The 23009-nt window shown below is 72.7% G+C and carries 19 protein-coding genes; 15 read left to right on the top strand and 4 right to left on the bottom strand.

Annotation, left to right across the window (positions count from 1 at the left end; genetic code table 11):
- Positions 1-126: 126 nt before the first annotated feature.
- Positions 127-804 carry a LysE family translocator gene (locus ACZ4QV_RS13840; protein ID WP_361588157.1) on the top strand — a complete coding sequence of 226 codons (678 nt, stop codon included), beginning with the start codon at positions 127-129 and terminating at the stop codon, positions 802-804.
- A gap of 22 nt (positions 805-826) precedes the next feature.
- On the opposite strand, the gene ACZ4QV_RS13845 is transcribed toward ACZ4QV_RS13840, so the two are convergent.
- A complete protein-coding gene (locus ACZ4QV_RS13845) occupies positions 827-2452 on the bottom strand; it encodes a PucR family transcriptional regulator (protein WP_361154522.1) in 1626 nt (541 codons plus the stop codon).
- Positions 2453-2582: 130 nt separating this feature from the next.
- Positions 2583-3656, bottom strand: a complete 1074-nt coding sequence (locus ACZ4QV_RS13850) for a LacI family DNA-binding transcriptional regulator (protein WP_361638220.1) — start codon at positions 3654-3656, stop codon at positions 2583-2585.
- A 173-nt stretch (positions 3657-3829) separates the two neighbouring features.
- Here ACZ4QV_RS13850 and ACZ4QV_RS13855 point away from each other — a divergent pair, with 173 nt between their 5' ends.
- Both ACZ4QV_RS13855 and ACZ4QV_RS13860 read left to right on the top strand, forming a co-directional pair.
- Complete coding sequence (locus ACZ4QV_RS13855) at positions 3830-4795, top strand: glycoside hydrolase family 16 protein (RefSeq protein WP_361638218.1); 966 nt, start codon at positions 3830-3832, stop codon at positions 4793-4795.
- A complete protein-coding gene (locus ACZ4QV_RS13860) occupies positions 4792-5958 on the top strand; it encodes a beta-1,3-glucanase family protein (RefSeq protein ID WP_361638216.1) in 1167 nt (388 codons plus the stop codon). Before ACZ4QV_RS13855 ends, ACZ4QV_RS13860 begins: the two co-directional genes overlap by 4 nt.
- A 147-nt stretch (positions 5959-6105) precedes the next feature.
- Here ACZ4QV_RS13860 and ACZ4QV_RS13865 read toward each other — a convergent pair whose 3' ends face one another.
- On the bottom strand, positions 6106-7917 hold the full coding sequence (locus ACZ4QV_RS13865; RefSeq protein WP_361154511.1) for a glycoside hydrolase family 15 protein: 1812 nt from the start codon (positions 7915-7917) through the stop codon (positions 6106-6108).
- 436 nt (positions 7918-8353) lie between these two features.
- Between ACZ4QV_RS13865 and ACZ4QV_RS13870 the strand changes: the two genes are divergently transcribed.
- The 11 genes from ACZ4QV_RS13870 to ACZ4QV_RS13920 all read left to right on the top strand — a co-directional run bounded on the left by ACZ4QV_RS13870 (position 8354) and on the right by ACZ4QV_RS13920 (position 21614).
- A complete protein-coding gene (locus ACZ4QV_RS13870) occupies positions 8354-10051 on the top strand; it encodes a CTP synthase (RefSeq protein WP_361154613.1) in 1698 nt (565 codons plus the stop codon).
- A 125-nt stretch (positions 10052-10176) separates the two neighbouring features.
- Entirely contained in the window at positions 10177-10803 is a 627-nt protein-coding gene (locus ACZ4QV_RS13875; RefSeq protein ID WP_361154508.1) for an NUDIX hydrolase, read from the top strand.
- Positions 10804-10976: 173 nt separating this feature from the next.
- Positions 10977-13205, top strand: coding sequence for a tetratricopeptide repeat protein (locus tag ACZ4QV_RS13880; protein ID WP_361638214.1), 2229 nt, complete (start codon positions 10977-10979; stop codon positions 13203-13205).
- Between the two features lie 157 nt (positions 13206-13362).
- Entirely contained in the window at positions 13363-14487 is a 1125-nt protein-coding gene (gene ald / locus ACZ4QV_RS13885; protein WP_361154502.1) for an alanine dehydrogenase, read from the top strand.
- 489 nt (positions 14488-14976) lie between these two features.
- Positions 14977-15993, top strand: coding sequence for a ParA family protein (locus ACZ4QV_RS13890; protein WP_030019435.1), 1017 nt, complete (start codon positions 14977-14979; stop codon positions 15991-15993).
- Entirely contained in the window at positions 15990-16571 is a 582-nt protein-coding gene (locus ACZ4QV_RS13895) for a hypothetical protein (protein WP_361638212.1), read from the top strand. The genes ACZ4QV_RS13890 and ACZ4QV_RS13895 overlap by 4 nt, the downstream gene beginning before the upstream one ends.
- Before the next feature lie 180 nt (positions 16572-16751).
- Entirely contained in the window at positions 16752-17906 is a 1155-nt protein-coding gene (locus ACZ4QV_RS13900) for a segregation and condensation protein A (protein ID WP_467762926.1), read from the top strand.
- On the top strand, positions 17903-18562 hold the full coding sequence (gene scpB, locus ACZ4QV_RS13905; protein ID WP_361154496.1) for an SMC-Scp complex subunit ScpB: 660 nt from the start codon (positions 17903-17905) through the stop codon (positions 18560-18562). Before ACZ4QV_RS13900 ends, scpB begins: the two co-directional genes overlap by 4 nt.
- Positions 18562-19746, top strand: coding sequence for a pseudouridine synthase (locus tag ACZ4QV_RS13910; RefSeq protein WP_361154494.1), 1185 nt, complete (start codon positions 18562-18564; stop codon positions 19744-19746). The genes scpB and ACZ4QV_RS13910 overlap by 1 nt, the downstream gene beginning before the upstream one ends.
- A 79-nt stretch (positions 19747-19825) precedes the next feature.
- Positions 19826-20836, top strand: a complete 1011-nt coding sequence (locus ACZ4QV_RS13915) for an ADP-ribosylglycohydrolase family protein (RefSeq protein ID WP_361638208.1) — start codon at positions 19826-19828, stop codon at positions 20834-20836.
- Positions 20829-21614, top strand: coding sequence for a nucleotidyltransferase domain-containing protein (locus ACZ4QV_RS13920; RefSeq protein WP_361154491.1), 786 nt, complete (start codon positions 20829-20831; stop codon positions 21612-21614). The genes ACZ4QV_RS13915 and ACZ4QV_RS13920 overlap by 8 nt, the downstream gene beginning before the upstream one ends.
- On the opposite strand, the gene ACZ4QV_RS13925 is transcribed toward ACZ4QV_RS13920, so the two are convergent.
- Entirely contained in the window at positions 21567-22295 is a 729-nt protein-coding gene (locus ACZ4QV_RS13925; protein ID WP_361638206.1) for a nucleotidyltransferase domain-containing protein, read from the bottom strand. The genes ACZ4QV_RS13920 and ACZ4QV_RS13925 overlap by 48 nt on opposite strands.
- 141 nt (positions 22296-22436) lie before the next feature.
- Between ACZ4QV_RS13925 and ACZ4QV_RS13930 the strand changes: the two genes are divergently transcribed.
- The gene (locus tag ACZ4QV_RS13930) at positions 22437-22892 is read left to right on the top strand and encodes a YidB family protein (RefSeq protein WP_361588167.1); all 456 of its coding nucleotides are present in this window, start codon (positions 22437-22439) and stop codon (positions 22890-22892) included.
- Positions 22893-23009: the final 117 nt, after the last annotated feature.

A 23009-nucleotide genomic window follows, 5' to 3' on the forward strand; every position in this document is an offset into this window, starting at 1 on the left:
GTCCGGCCTTCGCCGTCCGGAAATCGGAGCGCCTCCGCAGACCGGCGGTGGGTAGAGTCGCCCGGCACCGCGCGCGATCTTCACATCGCCCGCGGCCAGGCACGCCCCGTACGACAGGAGGCCGCTGTGACGGCTGCGCTTCTCGGCTTCGCGCTCTTCGCCCTGCTGGTGACGATGGCCCCCGGGCCGGACACCCTGCTGGTGCTCCGCAACTGCCTGCGCGGCGGCAGACGCGCCGGAGCCGCCTCCGCGCTCGGCTCCGCGGCGGGCTCGCTGGCCTGGGCCGTCGCCGCCGCCGCGGGACTGGCGGCCGCTCTGCAACGCTGGGACGCCGCCTTCATGGCCGTACGGCTGGTGGGCGCGGCCTATCTGGTGCTCCTGGGGGCGCAGGCCCTGTGGACGTACCGGCGGGCGGCCGCCGGTGGCACGGGCCCGGCAGGGGAGAGCGGCGACGAGGGCACGACGGACCCCGCGTACGACACGGATACCACGGCGGTCCGGCCGACGCAGGCGTTCCGGCAGGGCCTCTACAGCTGCCTGCTCAACCCCAAGGTCGGCATCTTCTTCGTCGCGGTCGTCCCGCAATTCCTCCCGCAGGACCGCTCGGTGCTGGGGGTGACCCTGCTCTTCGGCGTCATCGACGCGGTGATCGCGGCGGGCTGGCTGCTGCTGGTGGCGGTGGGTGCCGGGCGGCTGCTCCGCTGGCTGCGGCGGCCCCGGGTGCACCGCAATCTGGAGCGCGGTACCGGCGGCGTCCTGCTGGCCCTGGGCGTCGGCACGGCAGCCGAGACGCTGCGGGCCTGAGCGAGCATCCCTGGGGACGCTATCACCCCCGTTCCGTGTGCCTCCTGGCCCGCAGGGCCAGCCGTAGCCCGAGGACCGTCTGCGGGTCGTCCAGGTCGGTGCCCAGCAGCTGGGCGATGCGGGCCAGCCGGTCGTAGAGCGTCTGCCGGTTGACGTTCAGGTCGCGTGCCGTCTCCGCCTTGCGGCCCGCGCTGGCCAGGTACGCCTCCAGGGTCGGCAGCAGCGGCTGGCGGGCGGACCGGTCGTGGACGAGCAGCGGCCCGACGGCACGGTCCACGAAGTCCGTCAGCACGCCCTGTTCGCCGTGTTCGCGCATCCGCCACAGCAGCAGCTCGATGTCGAGCCGGCGTGCGTCGTGCCAGGGCTGCTCCGGCAGGCCCTGCGCGGCGGCGGCTGCCTCCGTCGCGTGCCGCAGCCCGGGGCCCGCCGCAGGCCAGTCGCCCGCCGTGCCGACCACGACCACCGGGCGCCGCGCTGCCGGGGAGTCCGCCCCGGCCCGTTCGACCCCCGCGCGCAGGGCCTCGGCGACCCGGTCGGCGACGGCCGTACGGTCCTGGCCCGCGCGCAGCGCGACGAGCAGCGGCACCCGGCCTTCGACGGGACGTACACCGAGCAGGACGGGTACGCCCAGCGCGGCCAGCTCCTCCCGCAGGGCGCGGGCCAGTACGGCCCAACTGCCCGGTGCGGGCAGTTGGGAGGGCAGCCGCATGACCACGGGAAGGATCGGTTCGCCGCCCGGCCGGAACCCCAGCAGGCGGGCCTGGGCAGGGGCCTCGCCCGCGGTGATCCGGCCCTCCGCCAGATCGGCCAGGAAGTCACCGCGGCCGCGCGCGGCCAGCACCTCCTCCTGCCGGGACTGGAGCATCACGACGGCGAGCAGGTCGGCGGCGCGCTCGGCGGCGATCCGGTGCACCGGCGCGACGGGCGCGTTGACGGGCAGCAGGACCAGGCGGGCGCGTACGGCGTCGGGACCGGGCCCGCCGCCGGGTACGTCCACCCGCAGTCCGGTCTCCCGCAGGCCCTCCCACGCCTGGAGGGGATCGGCGTCCGCTGCCCCGCCGCCGTCCGGGCCCGCCGCGTACAGGGGACTGCCGTCGGGGGTCTCCAGGCAGAGCGGGTTGCCGGTGAAGGCGGCCAGCCGCCGCAGCACCTCAGGGGCGCCGCCGCCGCGCAGCAGGACGTCCGTACAACTGCGCAGGAGTTCGTCGGCCTGCCGCAGCAGCAGGTAGTGGCTGTTGACCAGCTCGGTGTGGATCTCTTCGGTGACGGTGACGTACGGGACCTCGCGGTGCAGTTGCACCAGCGGCAGGCCACAGGCCCGCGCGCTGTCCACGACGGCGGACGGCAGCGCCTCGAAGCGGGAACCCAGCTCCACCACGAGGGCGGCGATCTCCCGGTCGGCCAGCTCACGGACGAAGGCGCGCTGCTCGGAGGGGCGGGTGCCCAGGCCCAGGCCGGTGGTCAGCAGCAGCTCACCGCCCTTGAGCAGGGAGGCGATGTGCGGCACCTCGCCCGCGTGCACCCAGCGCACGGCGCGGTCGAGACGGTCCTCACCGGCCAGCACCTCGGGCAGCCCGCGCCGCAGCGCGGGCAGCTCCAGTGCCCTGCGTACCGTGATCACCGCTTCGACTTCCGCTTCCGGCCCCATGGCGGGGAACGCTACCCGCAGTCCGCTGGCCGGACGTACCGGGACGGGACGCCGCCCGGCAGGCCAGGCTCCTCACCCCGGCCCTCTTCACCCGGGCGCCCGCACCCCGGCCCCCGCCTCGCCGGCCCTCTCACCCCGACTCCCTCACCACCAGCCGAGCCGGCGTGACCACCGGAGCCGGCTCTTCCGACTCGTCCGCCTCGCCCCCGGCCGCCTCCCGCCCCGTCCGGCCCGCGGCCAGGCGCCGCAGCAGCAGCCGTGCCATCAGGCGGCCCATCTCCTCCACGTCCTGGCGCACCGTGGTCAGCGGCGGGTCCGTCCACGCCGCGGGGTCCAGGTCGTCGTACCCCACCACGCCGACGTCCTCCGGCACCCGGCGGCCGTGTGCCCGCAGGGTCCGCAGCGCTCCGGAGGCCATCAGGTCGGAGCAGACGAAAACGCCGTCCAGGTCGGGTGCGGCGGCCAGCAGCCGGGCCATGGCGCGCTCGCCGCCCTGGGCGGTGAAGCCGCCGTCGGCGATCAGCCGGGGGTCGGGTACGGCGGGGGCCAGCGCGTCGCGGTAGCCGTCCAGGCGGTCCTGGGCGGAGGTCTGGTCGAGCGGGCCGGTGATCACGGCGATCCGGCGGCGGCCGCGGTCACGGAGGTGGCGCACCGCCTGCCTCGCGCCGTCGCGGTTGTCGGTGTCGACGTACAGCGGGCGCGGTCCGTGGCCGGTGTCCGCCCAGCCGGGGCGGCCGCCGTAGACCGTGGGCAGGCCGGACGCCTCGGCCATCGCGGGCAGCGGGTCGTCGCGGTGCAGCGAGAACATCAGTACGCCGTCGGCGTGTCCGGCGGCCAGGTAGCGGCCGACGCGGTCGCAGTCGGCGCGGGTCTCCTGGAGGAGCAGCAGGAGTTGGATGTCGGCGGCCGACAGTTCCCGGCTGATACCGCGGAGTTGGCGGCCGAAGAACGGGTCGGCGAAGATCCGGGACTCCGGTTCGGCGATCACCACGGCGACCGCGCCGGTCCGGCGGGTCACCAGGGAGCGGGCCGCGCTGTTCGGTACGTAGCCGAGGTCGGCGACCGCGCGCCGGACCCGTTCGCGTACTTCGCCGCGGACTCCGGCGCCGCCGTTGACCACGCGGGAGACCGTGGCGCGGGAGACGCCGGCCCGTGCGGCGACCGCTTCCAGAGTCGGACGCCCGCCTTTTGATGGATGCACCATTGAACCCCCGTAGCTGAATTCGGGCCAACTCGTCGGCCCTTGCCAAGCCTTGACGGCTCGGCAGGAAGTCGGCACTGTGTGCCCCAACACGGCATGAGAGCGCTCTCACATCTTCTCAGGCCGCGTGTGAACACGGAACTCCTCATCACCCCACGTCGCCGAGGAGCTATGTCATGAACACGAAAATACCGGTAAGGAAGCGGGCCCGGGCCAGAACGGCGTCCCTGCTCGGCGCGCTCGGCGCCGCCTTCGCCCTCGTCCTCGCCTGGCCACCCGCCCTGCCCACCGCTTCGGCAGGCGCACCGGTCGCCGCGTTCAAGGAAGTGTGGCGCACCGACTTCAACGGCCCGGCGGGCTCCCGCCCGTCCGCCAACGACTGGATCATCGACACCGGTAAGGGCTACCCGGGCGGCCCCGCCAACTGGGGCACCGGCGAACACCAGACCTACACCGACCGCCCCGAGAACCTCCAGCTCGACGGCGCGGGCCGCCTGAAGATCACCGCCCTCAAGAACGGCGCCACCTGGACCTCGGGCCGCATCGAGACCCGCCGTACCGACTTCGCCGCCCCGGCCCGCGGCAAGCTGCGCATCGAGGCGCGCGTCCAGATGCCGAACATCTCCGGCGACGCGGCGCTCGGCTACTGGCCCGCGTTCTGGACGCTCGGCGCCGAGTTCCGCGGCAACTACTGGAACTGGCCCGGCATCGGCGAGTACGACATCATGGAGAACGTCAACGGCGCCAACCGCGTCTGGGGCGTGCTGCACTGCGGCGTCAACCCCGGCGGCCCCTGCAACGAGGCGCAGGGCATCGGCAATTCCCGTGTCTGCCCCGGCGCCGCCTGCCAGGCCGGTTTCCACACCTACGCACTGGAACTGGACCGCACCGGGCCCACCGAGTACCTGCACTGGTCCGTGGACGGGCAGCGCTTCCACACCGTCAGCTCCGCCCAGATGGACGCCGCCACGTGGGCCAGGACGACCCATCACGGCCACTTCCTCCTGATCAACCTCGCGATGGGCGGCGCCTTCCCCGACGCCGTCGCGGGCCGCGCCACTCCCACCGACGCGACACGCCCCGGAGCCTCCCTCCTGGTCGACCACGTGTCCGTCTCCGTACAGCAAGGAGCCACCGCATGATCTCCCGTCGCACCCTCATCGGCGGTGTCGCCGCGACCGCCGCCGCCGGAGCCGGCGCGGGCCTGTTCGCCCGCACCGCCGGTGCCGCGCCGTCCGGCGCCACCGCGGCCGGACTGCCGCTGCACGTCGTCAACCGCACGGGCCGCTACGCCAACTCGGCTGTCTGGATCTACATCGTCGGCAATGTCGGCGGCGAGCAGGTACGGGTCACTCCACAAGGTGACATCAAGCCCATAGCCCTCGGCGACAACCGCCCGGACGGCTTCACCGACTACGCCATGCCGCTCGCCGCGAACGGCAACACCACCCTGCGGATTCCGCGGATGTCCGGCCGCATCTACGCGTCGCTCGGCTCCAAGCTCAAGTTCAAGGCCGTACGGGACGGCAACGGCAAACCCGCGCTGGCCTACCCCGCGGGCTGGGTGTCCGGCGACCCCAACTACCCGATCGTGCACGACTGCGCGGAGTTCACGTACGACGCGGCCGGCATGCACTGCAACACCACGTCGGTCGACATGTTCAGCGTCCCGATGTCCATCCGACTCACCGGCGCGCGGGACCAGACGGCCGGGGCGCTCAAGGCCGGTGCCCGCTCCCGCATCTTCTCCGAGATCGGCCGTACGCCGGGCTTCGGCAAGCTCGTCGTCGGCGACAAGCGCGTCATCGCCCCCAGCCACGGCCTGGACGCCGGGCTGTTCGACCGGAACTACCTCGCGCCGTACATCGACCGCTCCTGGAACGCGTACACGTCCAAGGACCTGAAGGTCACCACCAACAGGGGCACCTTCACCGGCCGGGTCAGCGGCGGGCAGTTCACTTTCCGGGGCCCCGCCCAGTTCTCCATCGCCAAGCCCTCCACCCGCGACGTGCTCTTCTGCCACGGCGCCCTGCAAGCGCCCAACGACGGACTGCGGGGCCCCGTCGCGGCGGTCCTCGGCGCCGCCCTCAACCGCGCCACCCTCGCCGACCACGCGGCCCAGCCCACCACCGACGCGGGCACCTTCTACAAGGGACAGCTCGCCAACCACTACGCGCGCGTCCTGCACGCCGAGGCCGCCGACGGCAAGGCGTACGGCTTCGCCTTCGACGACGTGGCCAACTTCGCCTCGTACATCGAGGACGGCGCGCCGCGCGAGATGACCCTCACGCTGACGGCCTTCTGAGCCACCACGGCCCTGGGCCACCACGGCCCTGGGCCACCACGGCCCTGGGCCACCACGGCCCTGGGCCACCACGGCCTCCTGAGCCACCGGACACGACGAGGGGCCACGGCACCGCTGCCGTGGCCCCTCGGCCGTCCGTGTCCTCCGTCAGCCGCCGTACGCGCCGCTGGCCGTCAGCCGCAGCGCCGTGTCGATCAGCGGGACGTGGCTGAACGCCTGCGGGAAGTTGCCCACCTGCCGCTGGAGCTTGGAGTCCCACTCCTCGGCCAGCAGGCCCAGGTCGTTGCGGAGCGCGAGCAGCTTCTCGAACAGGATCCGCGCCTCCTCGACCCGCCCGATCATCGCCAGGTCGTCGGCCAGCCAGAACGAGCACGCCAGGAACGCGCCCTCGTCGCCCTCCAGGCCGTCCACGCCCGCGTCGTCGCCCGAGGTCGGGTAGCGCAGGATGAAGCCGTCCTCGGTGCCCAGCTCCCGCTGGATGGCCTCGATGGTGCCGATCACCCGCTTGTCGTCGGGCGGCAGGAAGCCCATCTGCGGGATCAGCAGCAGCGAGGCGTCCAGCTCCTTGGAGCCGTAGGACTGGGTGAAGGTGTTGCGCTCCGGGTCGTAGCCCTTGGCGCACACCTCCCGGTGGATCGTCTCGCGCAGCTGCCGCCAGCGGTCCAGCGGGCCGTCCACGTCACCGGACTCGATCAGCTTGATCGTGCGGTCCACCGCGACCCAGGTCATCACCTTGGAGTGCACGAAGTGGCGGCGCGGACCGCGCACCTCCCAGATGCCCTCGTCCGGCTCGTCCCAGTGCTTCTCCACCCACTGGATCAGCTTGAGCTGGAGCAGCGAGGCGTAGTCGTTGCGGGCCAGGCCGGTGTTGTGCGCCAGGTGCAGCGCCTCGGTGACCTCGCCGTACACGTCGAGCTGGAGCTGACCGGCGGCGCCGTTGCCGACCCGGACCGGCTGCGAGTTCTCGTAGCCGGTCAGCCAGGTCAGCTCGTTCTCGCCCAGCTCCCGCTCGCCCGCGATCCCGTACATGATCTGGAGGTTCTCGGGGTCGCCGGCCACCGCGCGCAGCAGCCACTCGCGCCAGGCGCGGGCCTCCTCGCGGTAGCCGGTGCGCAGCAGCGAGGACAGGGTGATCGCCGCGTCGCGGAGCCAGGTGAAGCGGTAGTCCCAGTTGCGGGAGCCGCCGATGTCCTCGGGCAGCGAGGTGGTGGGCGCCGCGACGATGCCGCCGGTCGGCGCGTACGTGAGCGCCTTCAGCGTGATCAGCGAACGGACCACCGCGTCCCGGTACGGGCCGTGGTACGTGCAGTGGTCGACCCACTCGCGCCAGAAGTCCTCGGTCGCCTCCAGCGCCGCCTCCGGCTCCGGCACGCCCGGCGGGCGGCTGTGCGAGGGCTGCCAACTGATCGTGAAGGCGATCCGCTCGCCCGGGCCGACCGTGAAGTCCGCGTAGGTCGTCAGGTCCTTGCCGTAGGTCTCGGCGTCCGTGTCGAGCCACACCGAGTCGGGCCCGGCGACGGCGACCGTACGCTCGTCGATCTTGTGGACCCACGGCACCACCCAGCCGTAGGAGAACCGCATGCGCAGCGCCGAACGCATCGGCACCCGCCCGCTGACCCCCTCCACGATCCGGATGAGCTGCGGTGCCGCGCCCTCGCGCGGCGGCATGAAGTCGATGACGCGCACGGTGCCGCGCGGGGTGTCCCACTCGGACTCCAGGACGAGCGAGTCGCCCCGGTAGCGGCGTCGGTCGGCGGGCAGCGGCCCGCCTTCGGGGCTGTGCGCGGGCCCCAGCCGCCAGAAACCGTTCTCTTCCGTGCCCAGCAGTCCTGCGAAGACCGCGGGTGAGTCGAAGCGGGGCAGGCACAGCCAATCCACCGTGCCGTCCCGGCACACAAGACCGGCGGTCTGCATATCGCCGATGAGTGCGTAGTCCTCGATGCGCCCGGCCACGTGCATCTCCCGTCGAACTGGAGTGACGCCCCCCATGGGACGTGTGATCTTGTCCGTCCTGCCCATGAAACTCCGCCGAGCAGCGAGTCCGGAAATCGGGCGGGGGTGGTGCCTTGCCGGACGGCCCGTGGCGAGTGTCCGAGCAGGATACGACGCACGGCAGTGATCCGCTCGCCGCTGCGGTGAGACAGCACTGCGCCGAACGGGTGGCCTGGGTCACGTGCGGCGCCGCACGCCCCGCGGGAGACGGCCGTACGTGTGCGCCGCGAGCGTGGCCGGGCGCGACCATGCCCGGTCGCTGATAGCCTGGTACCCCGTGGACCGGTGGGCCCGGCGCAAGTCACAAGGCACCCCCGACCGCAGCGAAGGCACCCCTGAAAACCGCAGGGCGTGGCTGATTCGCACCTCTTCACCACGCGACCACGGGAGCCCCCTCTTGGCCATGCCGCCCAGTGCCTTTCGGAACAACACAGGCACGACGACCAAGCACCTCTTCGTCACCGGGGGCGTCGCCTCCTCGCTCGGCAAGGGCCTCACCGCCTCCAGCCTGGGCGCGCTGCTCAAGGCGCGGGGCCTGCGGGTCACGATGCAGAAGCTCGACCCGTACCTGAACGTCGACCCCGGCACCATGAACCCGTTCCAGCACGGTGAGGTCTTCGTCACCAACGACGGCGCCGAGACCGACCTGGACATCGGCCACTACGAGCGCTTCCTGGACGTCGACCTCGACGGCTCCGCGAACGTCACCACCGGCCAGGTCTACAACACCGTGATCGCCAAGGAGCGGCGCGGCGAGTACCTGGGCGACACCGTGCAGGTCATCCCGCACATCACCAACGAGATCAAGCACCGCATCCGCCGGCTGGCCCACGAGGACGTCGACGTCGTCATCACCGAGGTCGGCGGCACGGTCGGCGACATCGAGTCGCTGCCGTTCCTGGAGACCGTCCGCCAGGTCCGCCACGAGGTCGGCCGCGACAACGTCTTCGTCGTGCACATCTCGCTGCTGCCCTACATCGGCCCCTCCGGCGAGCTGAAGACCAAGCCGACCCAGCACTCGGTCGCGGCGCTGCGCAACATCGGCATCCAGCCGGACGCCATCGTGCTGCGCGCCGACCGCGAGGTGCCCACCGCCATCAAGCGCAAGATCTCGCTGATGTGCGACGTGGACGAGGCCGCCGTCATCGCCTGCCCGGACGCCCCGTCCATCTACGACATCCCCAAGGTCGTGCACGCCGAGGGCCTGGACGCGTACGTCGTGCGCAAGCTGGACCTGCCGTTCCGCGACGTGGACTGGACCGTCTGGGCCGACCTGCTGGACCGGGTGCACAACCCGGACCACGAGGTGAAGGTCGCGCTGGTCGGCAAGTACATCGACCTGCCCGACGCCTACCTGTCGGTCACCGAGGCGCTGCGCGCCGGCGGCTTCGCCAACAAGGCCCGCGTCAAGATCAAGTGGGTCACCTCCGACGACTGCAAGACCCCGGCCGGGGCCAAGCAGCAGCTCGCCGACTGCGACGCGGTCTGCGTCCCCGGCGGCTTCGGCGACCGTGGCGTGGACGGCAAGGTCGGCGCCATCACGTACGCCCGGGAGAACAAGCTCCCGCTGCTCGGCCTCTGCCTGGGCCTGCAGTGCGTGGTCATCGAGGCGGCCCGCAACCTGGCCGGCATCGAGGGCGCGAACTCCACCGAGTTCGACCCGGCCGCCGCCGACCCGGTCATCTCGACCATGGCCGAGCAGATGGACATCGTCGCCGGCGAGGGCGACATGGGCGGCACCATGCGGCTGGGCATGTACCCGGCGAAGCTGGCCGAGGGCTCGATCGTGCGCGAGGTCTACGACGACCAGCCGTACGTCGAGGAGCGCCACCGCCACCGCTACGAGGTCAACAACGCCTACCGCGGCGAGCTGGAGAAGAAGGCCGGCCTGCTGTTCTCCGGCACCTCCCCGGACAACAAGCTGGTCGAGTACGTCGAGTACCCGCGCGAGGTGCACCCCTACCTGGTCGCCACCCAGGCGCACCCGGAGCTGCGCTCCCGCCCGACCCGCCCGCACCCGCTCTTCGCGGGCCTGGTGAAGGCGGCCGTCGAGCGCAAGACCGGCGCCGCCGCCGGTGCCAAGAAGGGCGCCAAGGGCTGATCCGCGGGCGGCCGGTCCCCCTCGCAGCGCGCGCGGGGGACCGGCCGCCGTTGGGTACGGTTGACCGGGGTACCTGGCCTTTCCCGGCCGGGTGCCCCGGTCGACTGCTTTGCGGAAGGACGTACATGGCCATCCAGGACAGCCCGGAAGCGTGGCGGGTCACCGCCACCGCGACGCCGTTCACCGGCAAGAAGACCAGCATGCGTACGGACGAGGTCGTCATGCCGGACGGCTCCACGGCCACCCGCGACTACCAGGTGCACCCCGGCTCGGTGGCCGTCGTCGCGCTCGACGAGGAGGACCGGGTGCTGGTCCTGCGCCAGTACCGCCACCCCGTGCGGCACAAGCTCTGGGAGATCCCGGCCGGACTGCTGGACGTCCCAGGCGAGAACCCGCTGCACGCCGTCCAGCGCGAGCTGTACGAGGAGGCCCACGTCAAGGCCGAGGACTGGCGGGTGCTGACGGACGTCTACACCACCCCCGGCGGCTGCGACGAAGCCGTACGGATCTTCCTGGCCCGCGATCTGTCCGAGGCCGAGGGCGAGCGCTTCGAAGTCTCCGAGGAGGAGGCCGACATGGAGCTGGCGCGGGTGCCCGTCGCCGACCTGGTACGCGGCGCGCTCGCCGGCGAACTGCACAACAACTGCCTGGTGGTCGGCGTGCTCGCGCTGGCCGCCGCCCGCGCGGGGGACGGACTGGACGCGCTGCGCCCGGCCGACGCGCCGTGGCCGGCCCGCCCGTTCGAAGCCTGAGCGCCGCCGCGCCGGCTCCGTACACACCCGCGGTCCGATGATGTGCTGATCCGGACGAGTGACGCAACCGTCGCGCTCCACCGGGCGTGTGACGGGTCGTGAACTACGCTCGACGGCGTGCCCGTACGCGACCGCGGCGGGCTCGTAAGCGCAGGTGGACGGGAGCGTGACCCGTGGCGGATCAGGCGGTGGGCGGGGGAGGTGCCCCGCCGGGGAAGGCGGGCGGGCCCGCGACGGCGGCACGGCAGCGGCCGGGACCGGACCCGGACGGCACGGCCGTGGAGACCGCCACCGACCGCGCCGCCCCCGGCCGGAATCCGGCCGGGGGCACCGCCGCGGCCGGACCGGGCAGCCGCAGGCCCCCCGCCCGCCGGACCGTCCCGTCCGCCGCCACCGCGGCCGGCGGGTTCATCGGCCGCCGCCGCGAACTGAAGTCCCTCCGTGCCGACATCGCCCGTACGGGCCTGGACACCCTCTCCGGCCGCCGGGGCGCCCGCAGCCGCGTCCTGCTGATCGCCGGACGCCCCGGCTCCGGCCGCAGCGCCCTCGCCGCCGAACTGGCCCGGCAACTCGCCGACGACTACCCCGACGGTGTCCTGCGCGCCACCCTGAGCACCCCGGGCGGCGGCCCCGTACCCCTCGACCTCGTCGCCCGCGACCTGCTCACCGCACTCGGCGCCCCGGTCCAGCCCGGCGCCGCCGAGGACGAACTGACCGAGGCGCTGCGTGCCGCCCTCGCCGAGCGCCGCGCCCTGCTCCTGCTGGACGACGCGGCCGGTGCCGAGCAGGTCGAACCGCTGCTGCCGGACGCCGCCGACTGCCTCGTCGTCGCCGTCTCCGAAGGCCCGCTCACCGGCATCACGGACGTGCGTCCCTGCACCCTCGGCGGCCTGGACAACGCGTCCGCGGTCGAACTGCTCAGCCGGTACGCCGGCCCCACCCGCATCACCGTCGACCCGCGCTCCGCCGACGCCGTCGCCGAGGAGTGCGGCGGCCGCCCCGCCGCGCTCGTCCTGGCGGGCGGCTGGCTCGCCGGGCACCCCAAGAACTCCGTCGCCGAGCTCCTCCAAGCGCTGCGGGACGTACCCGAGCAGGCCGACGAACCGGCCGGCGGCCGCCCCATGGCCCGCGCCTTCCGGCTCGTCTACGCCACCCTGCCGCCGGTCGCCGCCCGCACCCTGCGGCTGCTCACCCTCGCCCCGGCCGGGCTGGTGGACGCGCACATCGCCTCCGCCCTGGCCGGCTGCTCGGTGGCCGCGGCCGAGGCGGCGCTCCAGGACTTCGCCGCCCGGGGGCTGCTGCGGCCGGTGGAGGACGCGGAGCCGCAGCCGTCCGGGCCCGGGGCCCCGGCCGCCGGGAGCGCCGGCCTCCAGGCGCAGTACCGGATGCCCGGCTGCCTGGTCCAGCTCGTCCGCGCCGCGCTGCACGAGAAGGAACGGCCCGCCGAGATCCAGCTCGCCCGGGCCCGGATGCTGGAACGCACCGTACGGCTCCTCCAGTCGTGCCGGGCGCTCGGCGAACCCGCCGGGTCGCCGGCCCGGCAGAAGGTGGCCGGCCTGCCGCGCTCGCTGCGCTTCGCGTCCGCCGCCTCCGCCGCCGCCTGGCTGCGCAGCCGCCGGCCCGCCCTGCTGGAGGCGGCCCGGATCGCCGTCGAGGAAGGCGAGCTGGACACCCTGGACCGGCGGCTGATGGCCGCGATCGTGCGCACCCTGATCGCCCACCAGGGCGCCGAGGCCGCCGCGCCCGACCTGTACGGGCTGCACGGCCTGGTCCTGGAGGTCGCCGAACGGCGCGGTCTGGCGCGGGAGCGGGCCGCGGCGCTGCTCAACCTCGGCGATCTGGACGCGCAGGCCGGGCGGACCGCGGACGCGATGGCCCGCTACCGGGGCGCGCTGACCGCGGCGCGCGAGGTCAGGGACCCGATCGCGACGGTACGCGCGCTGGAGTCGCTGGGCGGTACGTACACGGAGCTGGGGGACTGGCAGCGGGCCGCCGACTGGTACGGGCGGGCGCTGGAACTGCGGATGACCCGCGGCGAGAACGCGGACGGGGCCCGGCTGCACGGCCGGATCGGCGCGGTGCTGACCTATGCGGCGCGGTGGGGCGAGGCCCTCAAGGAGTGGCGGGCCGCCTACGGCGCGTACCGGAGGCTGGGCGATGTCGCGGGCCAGGCGCGCGCGCTCGGCGAGGCGGCGCGGGTGCAGGAGTACGCGGGCCGCCCCGAGGAGTCGCTGCGGACCTGCACCGCGGCCCTCTCGCTGGCCGCCGAGGCCCGCGACGGACGGCTGGAGGCGGCGCTCCAGCTACGGATCGCGGACACCCTCGACCGGCTCGGCGACCCGGCAGCCGCAAGGCTGCACCGCGGGCTGGGGGAACGTCTCCTCTCAGATCACCCACAGTGACCTACGAAATCGGTGGTGTTCCTCTCAGTAACGGATGCTTTGCAAGGCTAGACAACTCGGAATCCTTAAATAGACTGGCCGGGCCGCGGACACCGCGGTCAGTCCCGGCATGCCTGGCATGCATGGATTTCCTCCTGCAAGCTCTCTTACAAGGACCGTGATCGACGTGAAGGTCGGCATCCCCCGCGAGGTCAAGAACAACGAGTTCCGGGTGGCGATCACGCCCGCCGGTGTGCACGAGCTGGTCCGCCACGGCCACCAGGTCGTCATCGAGAAGGACGCCGGCCTCGGCTCCGCCATCCCGAACGAGGAGTACGTCGCGGCCGGCGCCGAGATCCTCGGCACCGCCGACGAGGTCTGGGCCGCCGCGGACCTGCTGCTGAAGGTCAAGGAGCCGATCGCGGAGGAGTACCACCGCCTCCGCAAGGACCAGACCCTCTTCACCTACCTGCACCTGGCCGCCTCCCGCGAGTGCACCGACGCCCTCCTGGAGTCCGGCACCACCGCCATCGCCTACGAGACGGTGGAGACCCCGGGCCGCCAGTTGCCGCTGCTCGCCCCGATGTCCGAGGTCGCGGGCCGCATCGCCCCGCAGGTCGGCGCCTACCACCTGATGCGCCAGGCCGGCGGCCGCGGCGTGCTGCCGGGCGGCGTCCCCGGCGTGGCCGCGGGCAAGGCCGTCGTCATCGGCGGCGGTGTCTCCGGCTGGAACGCCGTGCAGATCGCCGTGGGCCTCGGCTTCCACGTCACCCTGCTCGACAAGGACATCAACAAGCTGCGCGAGGCGGACCGGATCTTCGGCACCAAGGTGCAGACGATCGTCTCCAACGCCTACGAGCTGGAGAAGGCCGTCGTCGAGGCCGACCTCGTCGTCGGCGCGGTCCTCATCCCGGGCGCCAAGGCCCCGAAGCTGGTCACCAACGAGCTGGTCGCCAAGATGAAGCCCGGAAGTGTCCTTGTCGACATCGCCATCGACCAGGGCGGCTGCTTCGAGGACTCCCGGCCCACCACCCACGCCGAGCCGACCTTCCAGGTCCACAACTCGGTCTTCTACTGCGTGGCCAACATGCCGGGCGCCGTCCCCAGCACCTCCACCTACGCCCTGACCAACGCCACGCTGCCCTACATCGTGTCGCTGGCGAACAACGGCTGGGTCGAGGCGCTGCGCCGCGACGCCGCCCTGGCCAAGGGCCTGAACACGCACGACGGCAAGGTCGTCTACGGTCCCGTCGCCGAGGCGCACGGCCTGGAGGCCACCGACCTGGCGGCGCTTCTCGGCTGAGGCGTCAATAGCGCGCGTCAATGACGCAGTGCCGGCCGGGCCTTGTCCACAAGGCCCGGCCGCGGCCGTTCGCCGACACGCCGCACGCCCGGAACGGCACGAGCGCACCCCAACTCGCCGAGAACGTAACCCTTTAACCGATTCGCACACCCTCGAAACCTCGGGCTTGTGCGGCTTGCACCCTTGACATCGGCATGTTCGATTGCCGACACATCGGGCCGGGTCCGGCGGATTGTGTTGCTGCGAACGCCCGACACGCCATAGAGTCGCCAACCGTCGGCATAGTGCCACGCTGACCTATCGATAAGTTTCCTGGTCACATCCAAGGAGGTAAGACGACTTGTGAATGAGTCGACATTTACTCCCGGAGGTGGTCGACCAGGAGCGGTTGCACGGGGCCAGGGTCCCTCGGGGCTCCAGGCTGTCGGCTCCGTCGCTGTCCACACCTTCGCGACCCAACAGAGCCCCACGACGACAGCCCACCAGAGCATGGACGGCCATCACGTGAACGCCATGGCCGGCGACCGGGGCGGCTCAGATCCCACCCGGCTCGCCGACTACGACGACCTGCCCGAGGGGCACTTCTACGACCCGGACGCGGAGTACGAACCGGACCCCGAATACGCGGCCACGCTCGCGCCGGACGCCGCCCGCCAGCGCCGCGAACGTGTCGGCCCCACCGGGCGCCCCCTTCCCTACTTCCCGATTCCAGGACCGTTGACGGACCACGGCCCCGCCAAAATCATCGCGATGTGCAACCAGAAAGGCGGGGTGGGAAAGACCACCTCGACCATCAATCTGGGTGCCGCGCTCGCCGAATACGGCCGACGGGTGCTGCTCGTCGACTTCGACCCGCAGGGCGCGCTGTCCGTCGGGCTCGGAGTCAACCCGATGGAACTGGACCTGACGGTCTACAACCTGCTCATGGAGCGGGGCATGTCGGCCGACGAGGTGCTGCTGAAGACCGCGGTCCCCAACATGGACCTGCTGCCCAGCAATATCGATTTGTCAGCCGCCGAGGTCCAGCTGGTCAGCGAGGTCGCGCGCGAGTCGACGCTCCAGCGCGCGCTGAAGCCGCTGATGGCCGACTACGACTACATCGTCATCGACTGCCAGCCCTCGCTCGGCCTGCTCACCGTCAACGCGCTGACGGCGGCTCACAAGGTCATCGTCCCGCTGGAGTGCGAGTTCTTCGCGCTGCGCGGTGTGGCGCTGCTCACCGAGACGATCGAGAAGGTCCAGGAACGGCTCAACCCCGACCTGGAGCTCGACGGCATCCTGGCGACCATGTACGACTCGCGGACCGTCCACAGCCGTGAGGTCCTCGCGCGCGTCGTCGAAGCCTTTGACGACCACGTGTACCACACGGTCATCGGCCGTACCGTGCGATTCCCGGAGACCACCGTCGCGGGTGAGCCGATCACCACGTACGCGTCCAACTCCGTCGGTGCCGCCGCCTATCGTCAACTGGCCAGGGAGGTGCTCGCCCGGTGTCACGCCGAGTGAGTCTGCCCGGAGCCGACGAATTGTTCCGCACGACCGGGGGGTCGGGGCTGCAGTCCCCGGCGCCCCGCAAGACGAATGGGGTCCCGCCGGGCGGCGGGGAGACGGCACGGGTACCCGCTCCCGGCGGCGAGCCGGAGCCTGCGCCCGGGCCGGGGTCCGGCGAGGAAACGACCCCGCGGCAGCGGCGGGCCGAGCCGGATTCCGGCGCGGAGGGTTCGGCGGCCGAGCACGGGGGCCGCGGCACGGAGACGGATGCCCCGAAGGGGCGGCGTCGGCAGGACGCGGAGTCCGCGGCGGCGCAGCCGGCCGCGGGCCAGCAGACCGCTTCCTCGCGCCGCCGGGGGCGCGGGGCGAACCGGCGGCCCAGTGGCCGGGAGCGGCACGACGAGAAGATCACGGTCTATGTGTCCGCCGAGGAGCTGATGGACCTGGAGCACGCACGGCTGGTCCTGCGGGGCGAGCACGGGCTCGCGGTCGATCGGGGGCGCATTGTCCGCGAGGCGGTGGCGGTGGTTCTGGCGGATCTGGAGTCGCGGGGGGATGCGAGCATTCTGGTTCGGCGGTTGCGGGGGCGCTGACACGGCGGGCGGGTAGTGGGTCTTGCGCTGCGCGCTGCGCTTGATCGCATTGGTTGCGTTGTGGGGGCGGGGGCGCGCAGGGGGCCAACTCTCCCCCAGCCTTCGGCCGGGGGTACCCCCACGGCATCCTTTAGCTGAGGTGCATCGGATAGTGGGCCAGTTTCCGGACTGCCTGCGGGGATGGCCCCCTACGCGCCCCCTCCGGCCGGTTCCGCGAGCTCGGCCCGGTGGGGGGAGAAGAAGAACGATCGCCCTGGTGCGCGCCGACCTGGCGGTGAGGCTCACGTTGGTGTAGGCGCCGCTGCTGTGCCCCTCCGGGGCGCCTCCCGCGCTGCGCGCGGGGACGGGCCACTCGCACGGCGTGCGCCTCCGTCGGCTCCCTGCTCTGGGCGCGCCCAGCGGTTCGGGTGGTCTCTGGGGCGGCTACGCTTGGGTGGTCCTGAAACCCCCACCTGGATCGCGATGCCCACGACCGAAGACCATGCCCCGTCCGTCGAGGACGGTGCGGCCGGGGACGGGAAGTTCACCGTTCGACTGGAGAACTTCGAGGGGCCTTTCGATCTGCTGCTTCAGCTGATCTCCAAGCACAAGATGGACGTCACCGAGGTCGCGCTGTCCAGGGTGACGGACGAGTTCATGGCGTACATCCGGGCCATGGGGCCGGACTGGGACCTGGACCAGACCACGGAGTTCCTGGTCGTGGCGGCGACGCTGCTCGATCTGAAGGCGGCGCGGCTGCTGCCGGTGGCCGATGTGGAGGACGAGGCGGACCTCGCGCTGCTGGAGGCGCGTGACCTGTTGTTCGCGCGGCTGCTGCAGTATCGCGCGTACAAGCGCATCGCGGACATCTTCGGTGAGCGGCTGGAGGACGAGGGGCGCCGTTGTCCCCGTACGGTCGGCCTGGAGCCGCACCACGCGGAACTGCTGCCCGAGGTCGCCATCAGCATCGGTACCGAGGGTTTCGCGCGGCTCGCGGTGAAGGCGATGCAGCCCAAGGCGCGGCCGCAGGTGTATGTGGACCATATTCACGCGCCGCTGGTCAGTGTCAGGGAGCAGGCGGAGGTGCTGGTGGCCCGGTTGCGCGCGGTGGGGGAGGCCGGATTCCCGGAGCTGGCCGCGGACGCGCCGGACACGCTCACCGTCGTCGCCCGCTTCCTGGCGCTGCTGGAGCTGTACCGGGAGCGGGTGGTGGAACTGGACCAGGAGCAGGCGCTGGGTGCGCTGACGGTCCGGTGGACGGGCGGGGCGGAGGCCGAGCCGGTCGTTACGGACGAGTTCGACCGGGAACCCGGGCCGGAGGCGCCGGCGGGTGAGGGTGAGGAGGACGCGGGGTGAGTGACGTGGAGGTGGCCCACGCGGAGGCGCAGGACGCCCCGGCGGGGGCGCTCGGTGTGGCGGAGCTGGAGTTGCGGCCCGCGCTGGAGGCGGTGCTGATGGTCGTGGACGAGCCCGCGACCGAGGAACACCTGGCCAGGGTGCTGGAGCGGCCCCGCCGGGAGGTCGCGCTGGCGTTGCGGGAGCTGTCGGAGGACTACACGCGGCAGGGGCGCGGTTTCGACCTGCGGCTGGTGGCCGGGGGCTGGCGGTTCTACACCCGTCCGGCGTACGCGGACGCCGTGGAGAGCTTCGTGCTGGACGGCCAGCAGGCGCGGCTGACGCAGGCCGCCTTGGAGACTCTGGCGGTGGTCGCGTACCGTCAGCCGGTCAGCCGTTCCCGGGTCTCGGCCGTTCGCGGGGTGAACTGTGACGGTGTGATGCGCACCCTTCTCCAGCGCGGTCTGGTGGAGGAGACGGGGACGGAACCTGAAACAGGTGCGATCCTGTACAGGACGACGAACTACTTTCTGGAGCGGATGGGCCTGCGCGGCCTGGACGAGCTCCCGGAGCTCGCTCCCTTCCTCCCGGAGGCGGAGGCGGTCGAAGGCGATTCCCGGGAAGGTGTTCCGTCGTTCGACGTAGACGACAGCGGCGACTCTCAGACGGATCATTGATGCGAAGCAGCGGCAGGAACAACAGGGACACCGGTAGGGGCAACTACCGGGGTGCGGGCAACAAGAAGGACGAGAAGCAGCAGCGCGCCGGCCGGCCCCGTCCCGAGGAGCGCCGCTACGACGTGGGCGAGGGCGGTCCGGGCCGTGGCGACGGCGGGGGCCGGGGCGGCTCCGGCGGCCAGAGCGGCGGCGGCCAGGGCGGCCGTGGCGGCTCCGGCGGCCGTGGCGGTGCTCCGGACCGGGGCGACGAGCGCAGGGGCCGCGGTGCGGCCGCCCGCGGCGGCGCCAAGGGTGGTCCCCGTACCAGCCCGAAGAGCGGCGGCAAGCCCGGTGGCAAGGGGCAGCCGCGCGGGCGGGGGCAGGCTCCGGCGCGGCCGCGTGAGTACGACGCGCAGGTGGAGGAGCGCAACCGCGCCCGCCACAGCAAGCCGCAGATCAAGACGCCGAAGACGTTCGGTGACCAGGAGGGCGAGCGCCTGCAGAAGGTGCTGGCCCGTGCGGGCATGGGTTCGCGCCGGGCGTGCGAGGAGCTGATCGAGCAGGCCCGGGTCGAGGTCAACGGGCAGATCGTCATGGAGCAGGGCGTCCGTGTCGACCCGGAGAAGGACGAGGTCAAGGTGGACGGCCTGACGGTCGCCACGCAGTCGTACCTCTTCTTCGCGCTGAACAAGCCGGCCGGTGTCGTCTCGACCATGGAGGACCCGGACGGGCGCCAGTGCCTGGGCGACTACGTGACCAACCGCGAGACGCGGCTGTTCCACGTGGGCCGGCTGGACACGGAGACCGAGGGCATCATCCTGCTCACCAACCACGGCGAGCTGGCCCACCGGCTGACCCACCCCCGGTACGGCGTGAAGAAGACCTACCTGGCCGCGATCCAGGGGCCGCTCCCGCGTGACCTGGGCAAGCAGCTCAAGGACGGCATCCAGCTGGAGGACGGCTACGCGCGCGCCGACCACTTCCGGGTGGTGGAGAACACCGGCAAGAACTACCTGGTCGAGGTGACCCTGCACGAGGGCCGCAAGCACATCGTGCGCCGGATGCTGGCCGAGGCGGGCTTCCCGGTGGACAAGCTGGTGCGGACGGCGTTCGGGCCGATCGCGCTGGGCGACCAGAAGTCGGGCTGGCTGCGGCGGATGACCAACACCGAGGTCGGCATGCTGATGCGTGAGGTCGAGCTCTAGCCACCTGGAGCCGTGTGCCTTGGCAGGCGGTAGGACCACCCCTTATTGTCACTGTGACGATTAAGGGGTGGTTCTTTTCATGGCGTCCGCCGCGACCGGATCGCTCATCGGGCTGGCGCTCGGTGACGCGCTCGGGTACCCGACCGAGTTCCAGGATGTCCGCGCGATCGAGGCCGCGTACGGCCCGTGGCGGGGGATGGGGCTGCCCGATCCCGCGTACGTCACCGACGACACGCAGATGACGATCGCCCTCGGGCGCGGCCTGCGCACCGCCATGGCGACCGCGGGTGGCGGTCTGGACGCTGCGGGCCTGCTCCCGCCGGTCCGGCGGAACTACGTCGAGTGGTGGCGTTCCCCGGACAACAACCGGGCGCCCGGCAACACCTGCCTGACCGCCTGCTCCCTGCTCAGTGACGGCGACCGCCCGTGGGCCGAGGCCAGCCGTACCGGCTCCAAGGGCTGCGGCGCGAACATGCGGGTGGCGCCTGTGGGACTGGTGCCGGGGCTGAGCCGGGAGCAGCGGTCCGGCGCCGCGCAGCTCCAGTCCGCGCTCACGCACGGGCACCCCACCGCGCTCGCCGCCAGCGACCTCACGGCGTACGCCGTGCACCTGCTCGCCGAGGGGGCCCGGCCGGACGAGCTGACCGGGTCGCTGCGCTCGTACGCGGTCGAGAGCCGTGGCGTGTACAGGGCCGACTGGCTCGGTGAGCTGTGGCGGTACGCCCAGGATCCCACCCCGGAGCACTTCGTCGCGCGCGGCTGGGACGACTGCCTCGGCGCCCTGGACCGGCTGGACGCCGCGCTGCGCGCGCCCGACCCGGAGGCCGACCCGTGCCTGGCCACCGGCGCCGGCTGGATCGCCGAAGAGGCGCTCGCCACCGGTCTGTTGTGCTTCCTGCTCTTCCCCGCCGAGCCACTGGCCGCGCTCCGCCGGGCCGCCTGCTCGTCCGGCGACTCCGACTCCGTCGCCTGTCTCGCAGGTGCCTTCGCCGGTGCCCACCTGGGCGCCGGGGCGTGGCCCGAGGAGTGGGCGGGCCGGATCGAGTACCGCGACGAGCTGCTGGCGCTCGGGGAGGCGTGGGATGCGTAGCACGGTGCTGGAGGCGGCCGGGCTGCCGGAGACCGACCTTGGCGTGGTGACGGCGGGGGAGGGGGACCCGCTGGTCTTCGCGACGGTCTCCGGCGCGCATCTGTACGGCTTCCCGTCCCGTGACTCCGACGTGGACCTGCGCGGGGCGCATCTGCTGCCCACCGCGGCGCTGGTCGGCCTGCGGGAGCCGGACGAGACCCGGTCCTGGACGGCGGACCGGGACGGCGTCGAGGTCGATCTGGTGACGCACGACCTGCGCAAGTTCGCGCGGCTGATGCTGCGCCGCAACGGCTACGTACTGGAACAACTGCTCTCCCCGCTGGTGGTGCGGACGAGCGCGGTGCACGAGGAGCTGACGGCGCTGGCGCCCGCCGTGCTCACCCGCCATCACGCCCACCACTACCGCGGCTTCGCGACCACGCAGTGGCGTCTCTTCGAGAAGACCGGCGAGCTGAAGCCGCTGCTGTACACGCTGCGGGTGCTGCTGACCGGCATTCACCTGATGGGAAGTGGTGAGGTGCAGGCGCATCTGCCCACGCTGACCGGGCTGGTGGCGGCGCCCTCGTACGTACCGGAGCTGGTCGAGGCCAAGGCGGAAGCGGAGCACGGGCCGGCGGCCGAACTGGTGGACGTGGCGCGGCTGCGGGAGGACGTGGCGGCGCTGCACGCCCGGCTGGACGCGGCGCAGGCCGCCTCCGCGCTGCCGGACGCCCCCGGCGGCCACGACGCGCTACACGACCTCGTCGTACGCGCCCGCCTCGGCGCAGCGCAGCGCTGAGGCCCGCCGGGCGCGGTACAGGAAGTCCTCGACGCGGCGGCGGTCGGGCTCGGGCGGCAGCGGGGAACCGGACCCGGCCGCCGCGGCCTGCTCGGTCAGGACGGCCATCCGGCGCTCGACCTCGGCCCAGGGCACCTCACCGCGCCGGACGGCGAGCAGTTCCTCGCGCGCCTCGCCGACGTCCAGCGTCAGGATGCCCGTACGCAGCAGGTCACGGGCGGAACGCAGCAGCCGCAGCAGATGCATCGCATGCTTCCAGCGGGGCGCGCCGTGCTGCCGTACGTCCGCCTCCAGCTTCTTGAACTGGCCGGCCGCGTAGCCGGTGAAGGTGCGGTGCACGTGGCGGGAGAGGAAGGCGCCGCGCAGCGCGAGGAGTTCGCGGCCGGTGGCGTCGGCGTGTTCGACGAGGGGGGAGTGCAGGCACTCCAGGGCGTTCGGGTCGGCGCTCAGCGCCAGTGCGCAGAAGCGCTCCAACTCCCAGGAGAACTCCTCCTCGCGCGGCCCGTCCACATGCGTCGGCGGCTTCTCGAAACGCCAGAACAGCGGGGTGGGCGCGAGGTAGACCCCGCGCCGGTCGGTGTCGCTGGCGCCGGTGGCCAGTCCGAAGGCGCGCGAGCCCATGACGCAGGCGTAGACAGTGTGTCCGGTGACCAGGGCGTGGCCTGCGGCGGAGGTCGGCATGAGGGGGATTGTGGCTGGTGGGAGGGGTGCGGCGCCAGCCGGTTCCGGGTGGCGGAAACCCCGCGCGTCGGTACGTTGGAATGACGTCACTCGTCGCGCGGGCCTCATCGACACTGCCGGAATTCGCGGAAGGGCACGGACATGACGGGATCACCAGACCTCGGGAGACCGACGGGCGGACTGCCCGGTGGCGGTCAGGGCGGCGCGGCAGGAAACCTCGTCGGATCGCTGCTCGGAGCGCTGGGCGGCACCGGCCCCGGCGGACACGGCGGCGCCGTTCCCGGCGGCCATGGCGGCGGCATACAGGCCGTGCTCGGCAAGCTCCTCCAAGGGGAGCTGGGACGGCAGGCGCACTCCTGGGTGGGACACGGCGCCAACGAACCGGTCACCCCCGAACAGGTCGCCCAGGCGCTGCCGGGCGAGACCCTGCGGCGGATCGCCGAGGAGAACGGTGTCAGCGCCCGGGAGGCGGCCCGGCAGCTCGCGCACACGCTGCCGCAGGCCGTGGACCGGCTGACGCCCGACGGCCGGATACCGCAGGACCCCGCGTTGCAGGACCTCGTCGCCCGGCGGCACCGGACCGCCGGGCGGACGTAGCCGCACGTGACCGCTCCTTCCCGGACGGTGTCCCGGACGCGGCCACGCGTCCCGTGTCCGGCCGGTTCGCGACCCGCGTGCGGCCGGTCCGTGTCTCGTGCCCGGCCGCTCCGCGTC

This window comes from Streptomyces sp. NPDC026394 (assembly GCF_055567735.1).

Excerpts from the sequence above, each read along its gene's own strand:
- ACZ4QV_RS13845 (WP_361154522.1), bottom strand. The coding sequence starts at position 2,452 with ATGGGGCCGGAAGCGGAAGTCGAAGCGGTGATCACGGTACGCAGGGCA.
- ACZ4QV_RS13850 (WP_361638220.1), bottom strand. The coding sequence starts at position 3,656 with ATGGTGCATCCATCAAAAGGCGGGCGTCCGACTCTGGAAGCGGTCGCC.
- ACZ4QV_RS13855 (WP_361638218.1), top strand. The coding sequence starts at position 3,830 with ATGAACACGAAAATACCGGTAAGGAAGCGGGCCCGGGCCAGAACGGCG.
- ACZ4QV_RS13860 (WP_361638216.1), top strand. The coding sequence starts at position 4,792 with ATGATCTCCCGTCGCACCCTCATCGGCGGTGTCGCCGCGACCGCCGCC.
- ACZ4QV_RS13865 (WP_361154511.1), bottom strand. The coding sequence starts at position 7,917 with ATGCACGTGGCCGGGCGCATCGAGGACTACGCACTCATCGGCGATATG.
- ACZ4QV_RS13870 (WP_361154613.1), top strand. The coding sequence starts at position 8,354 with ATGCCGCCCAGTGCCTTTCGGAACAACACAGGCACGACGACCAAGCAC.
- ACZ4QV_RS13875 (WP_361154508.1), top strand. The coding sequence starts at position 10,177 with ATGGCCATCCAGGACAGCCCGGAAGCGTGGCGGGTCACCGCCACCGCG.
- ACZ4QV_RS13890 (WP_030019435.1), top strand. The coding sequence starts at position 14,977 with ATGGACGGCCATCACGTGAACGCCATGGCCGGCGACCGGGGCGGCTCA.
- ACZ4QV_RS13900 (WP_467762926.1), top strand. The coding sequence starts at position 16,752 with ATGGCCCCCTACGCGCCCCCTCCGGCCGGTTCCGCGAGCTCGGCCCGG.
- ACZ4QV_RS13910 (WP_361154494.1), top strand. The coding sequence starts at position 18,562 with ATGCGAAGCAGCGGCAGGAACAACAGGGACACCGGTAGGGGCAACTAC.
- ACZ4QV_RS13915 (WP_361638208.1), top strand. The coding sequence starts at position 19,826 with ATGGCGTCCGCCGCGACCGGATCGCTCATCGGGCTGGCGCTCGGTGAC.
- ACZ4QV_RS13920 (WP_361154491.1), top strand. The coding sequence starts at position 20,829 with ATGCGTAGCACGGTGCTGGAGGCGGCCGGGCTGCCGGAGACCGACCTT.
- ACZ4QV_RS13925 (WP_361638206.1), bottom strand. The coding sequence starts at position 22,295 with ATGCCGACCTCCGCCGCAGGCCACGCCCTGGTCACCGGACACACTGTC.
- ACZ4QV_RS13930 (WP_361588167.1), top strand. The coding sequence starts at position 22,437 with ATGACGGGATCACCAGACCTCGGGAGACCGACGGGCGGACTGCCCGGT.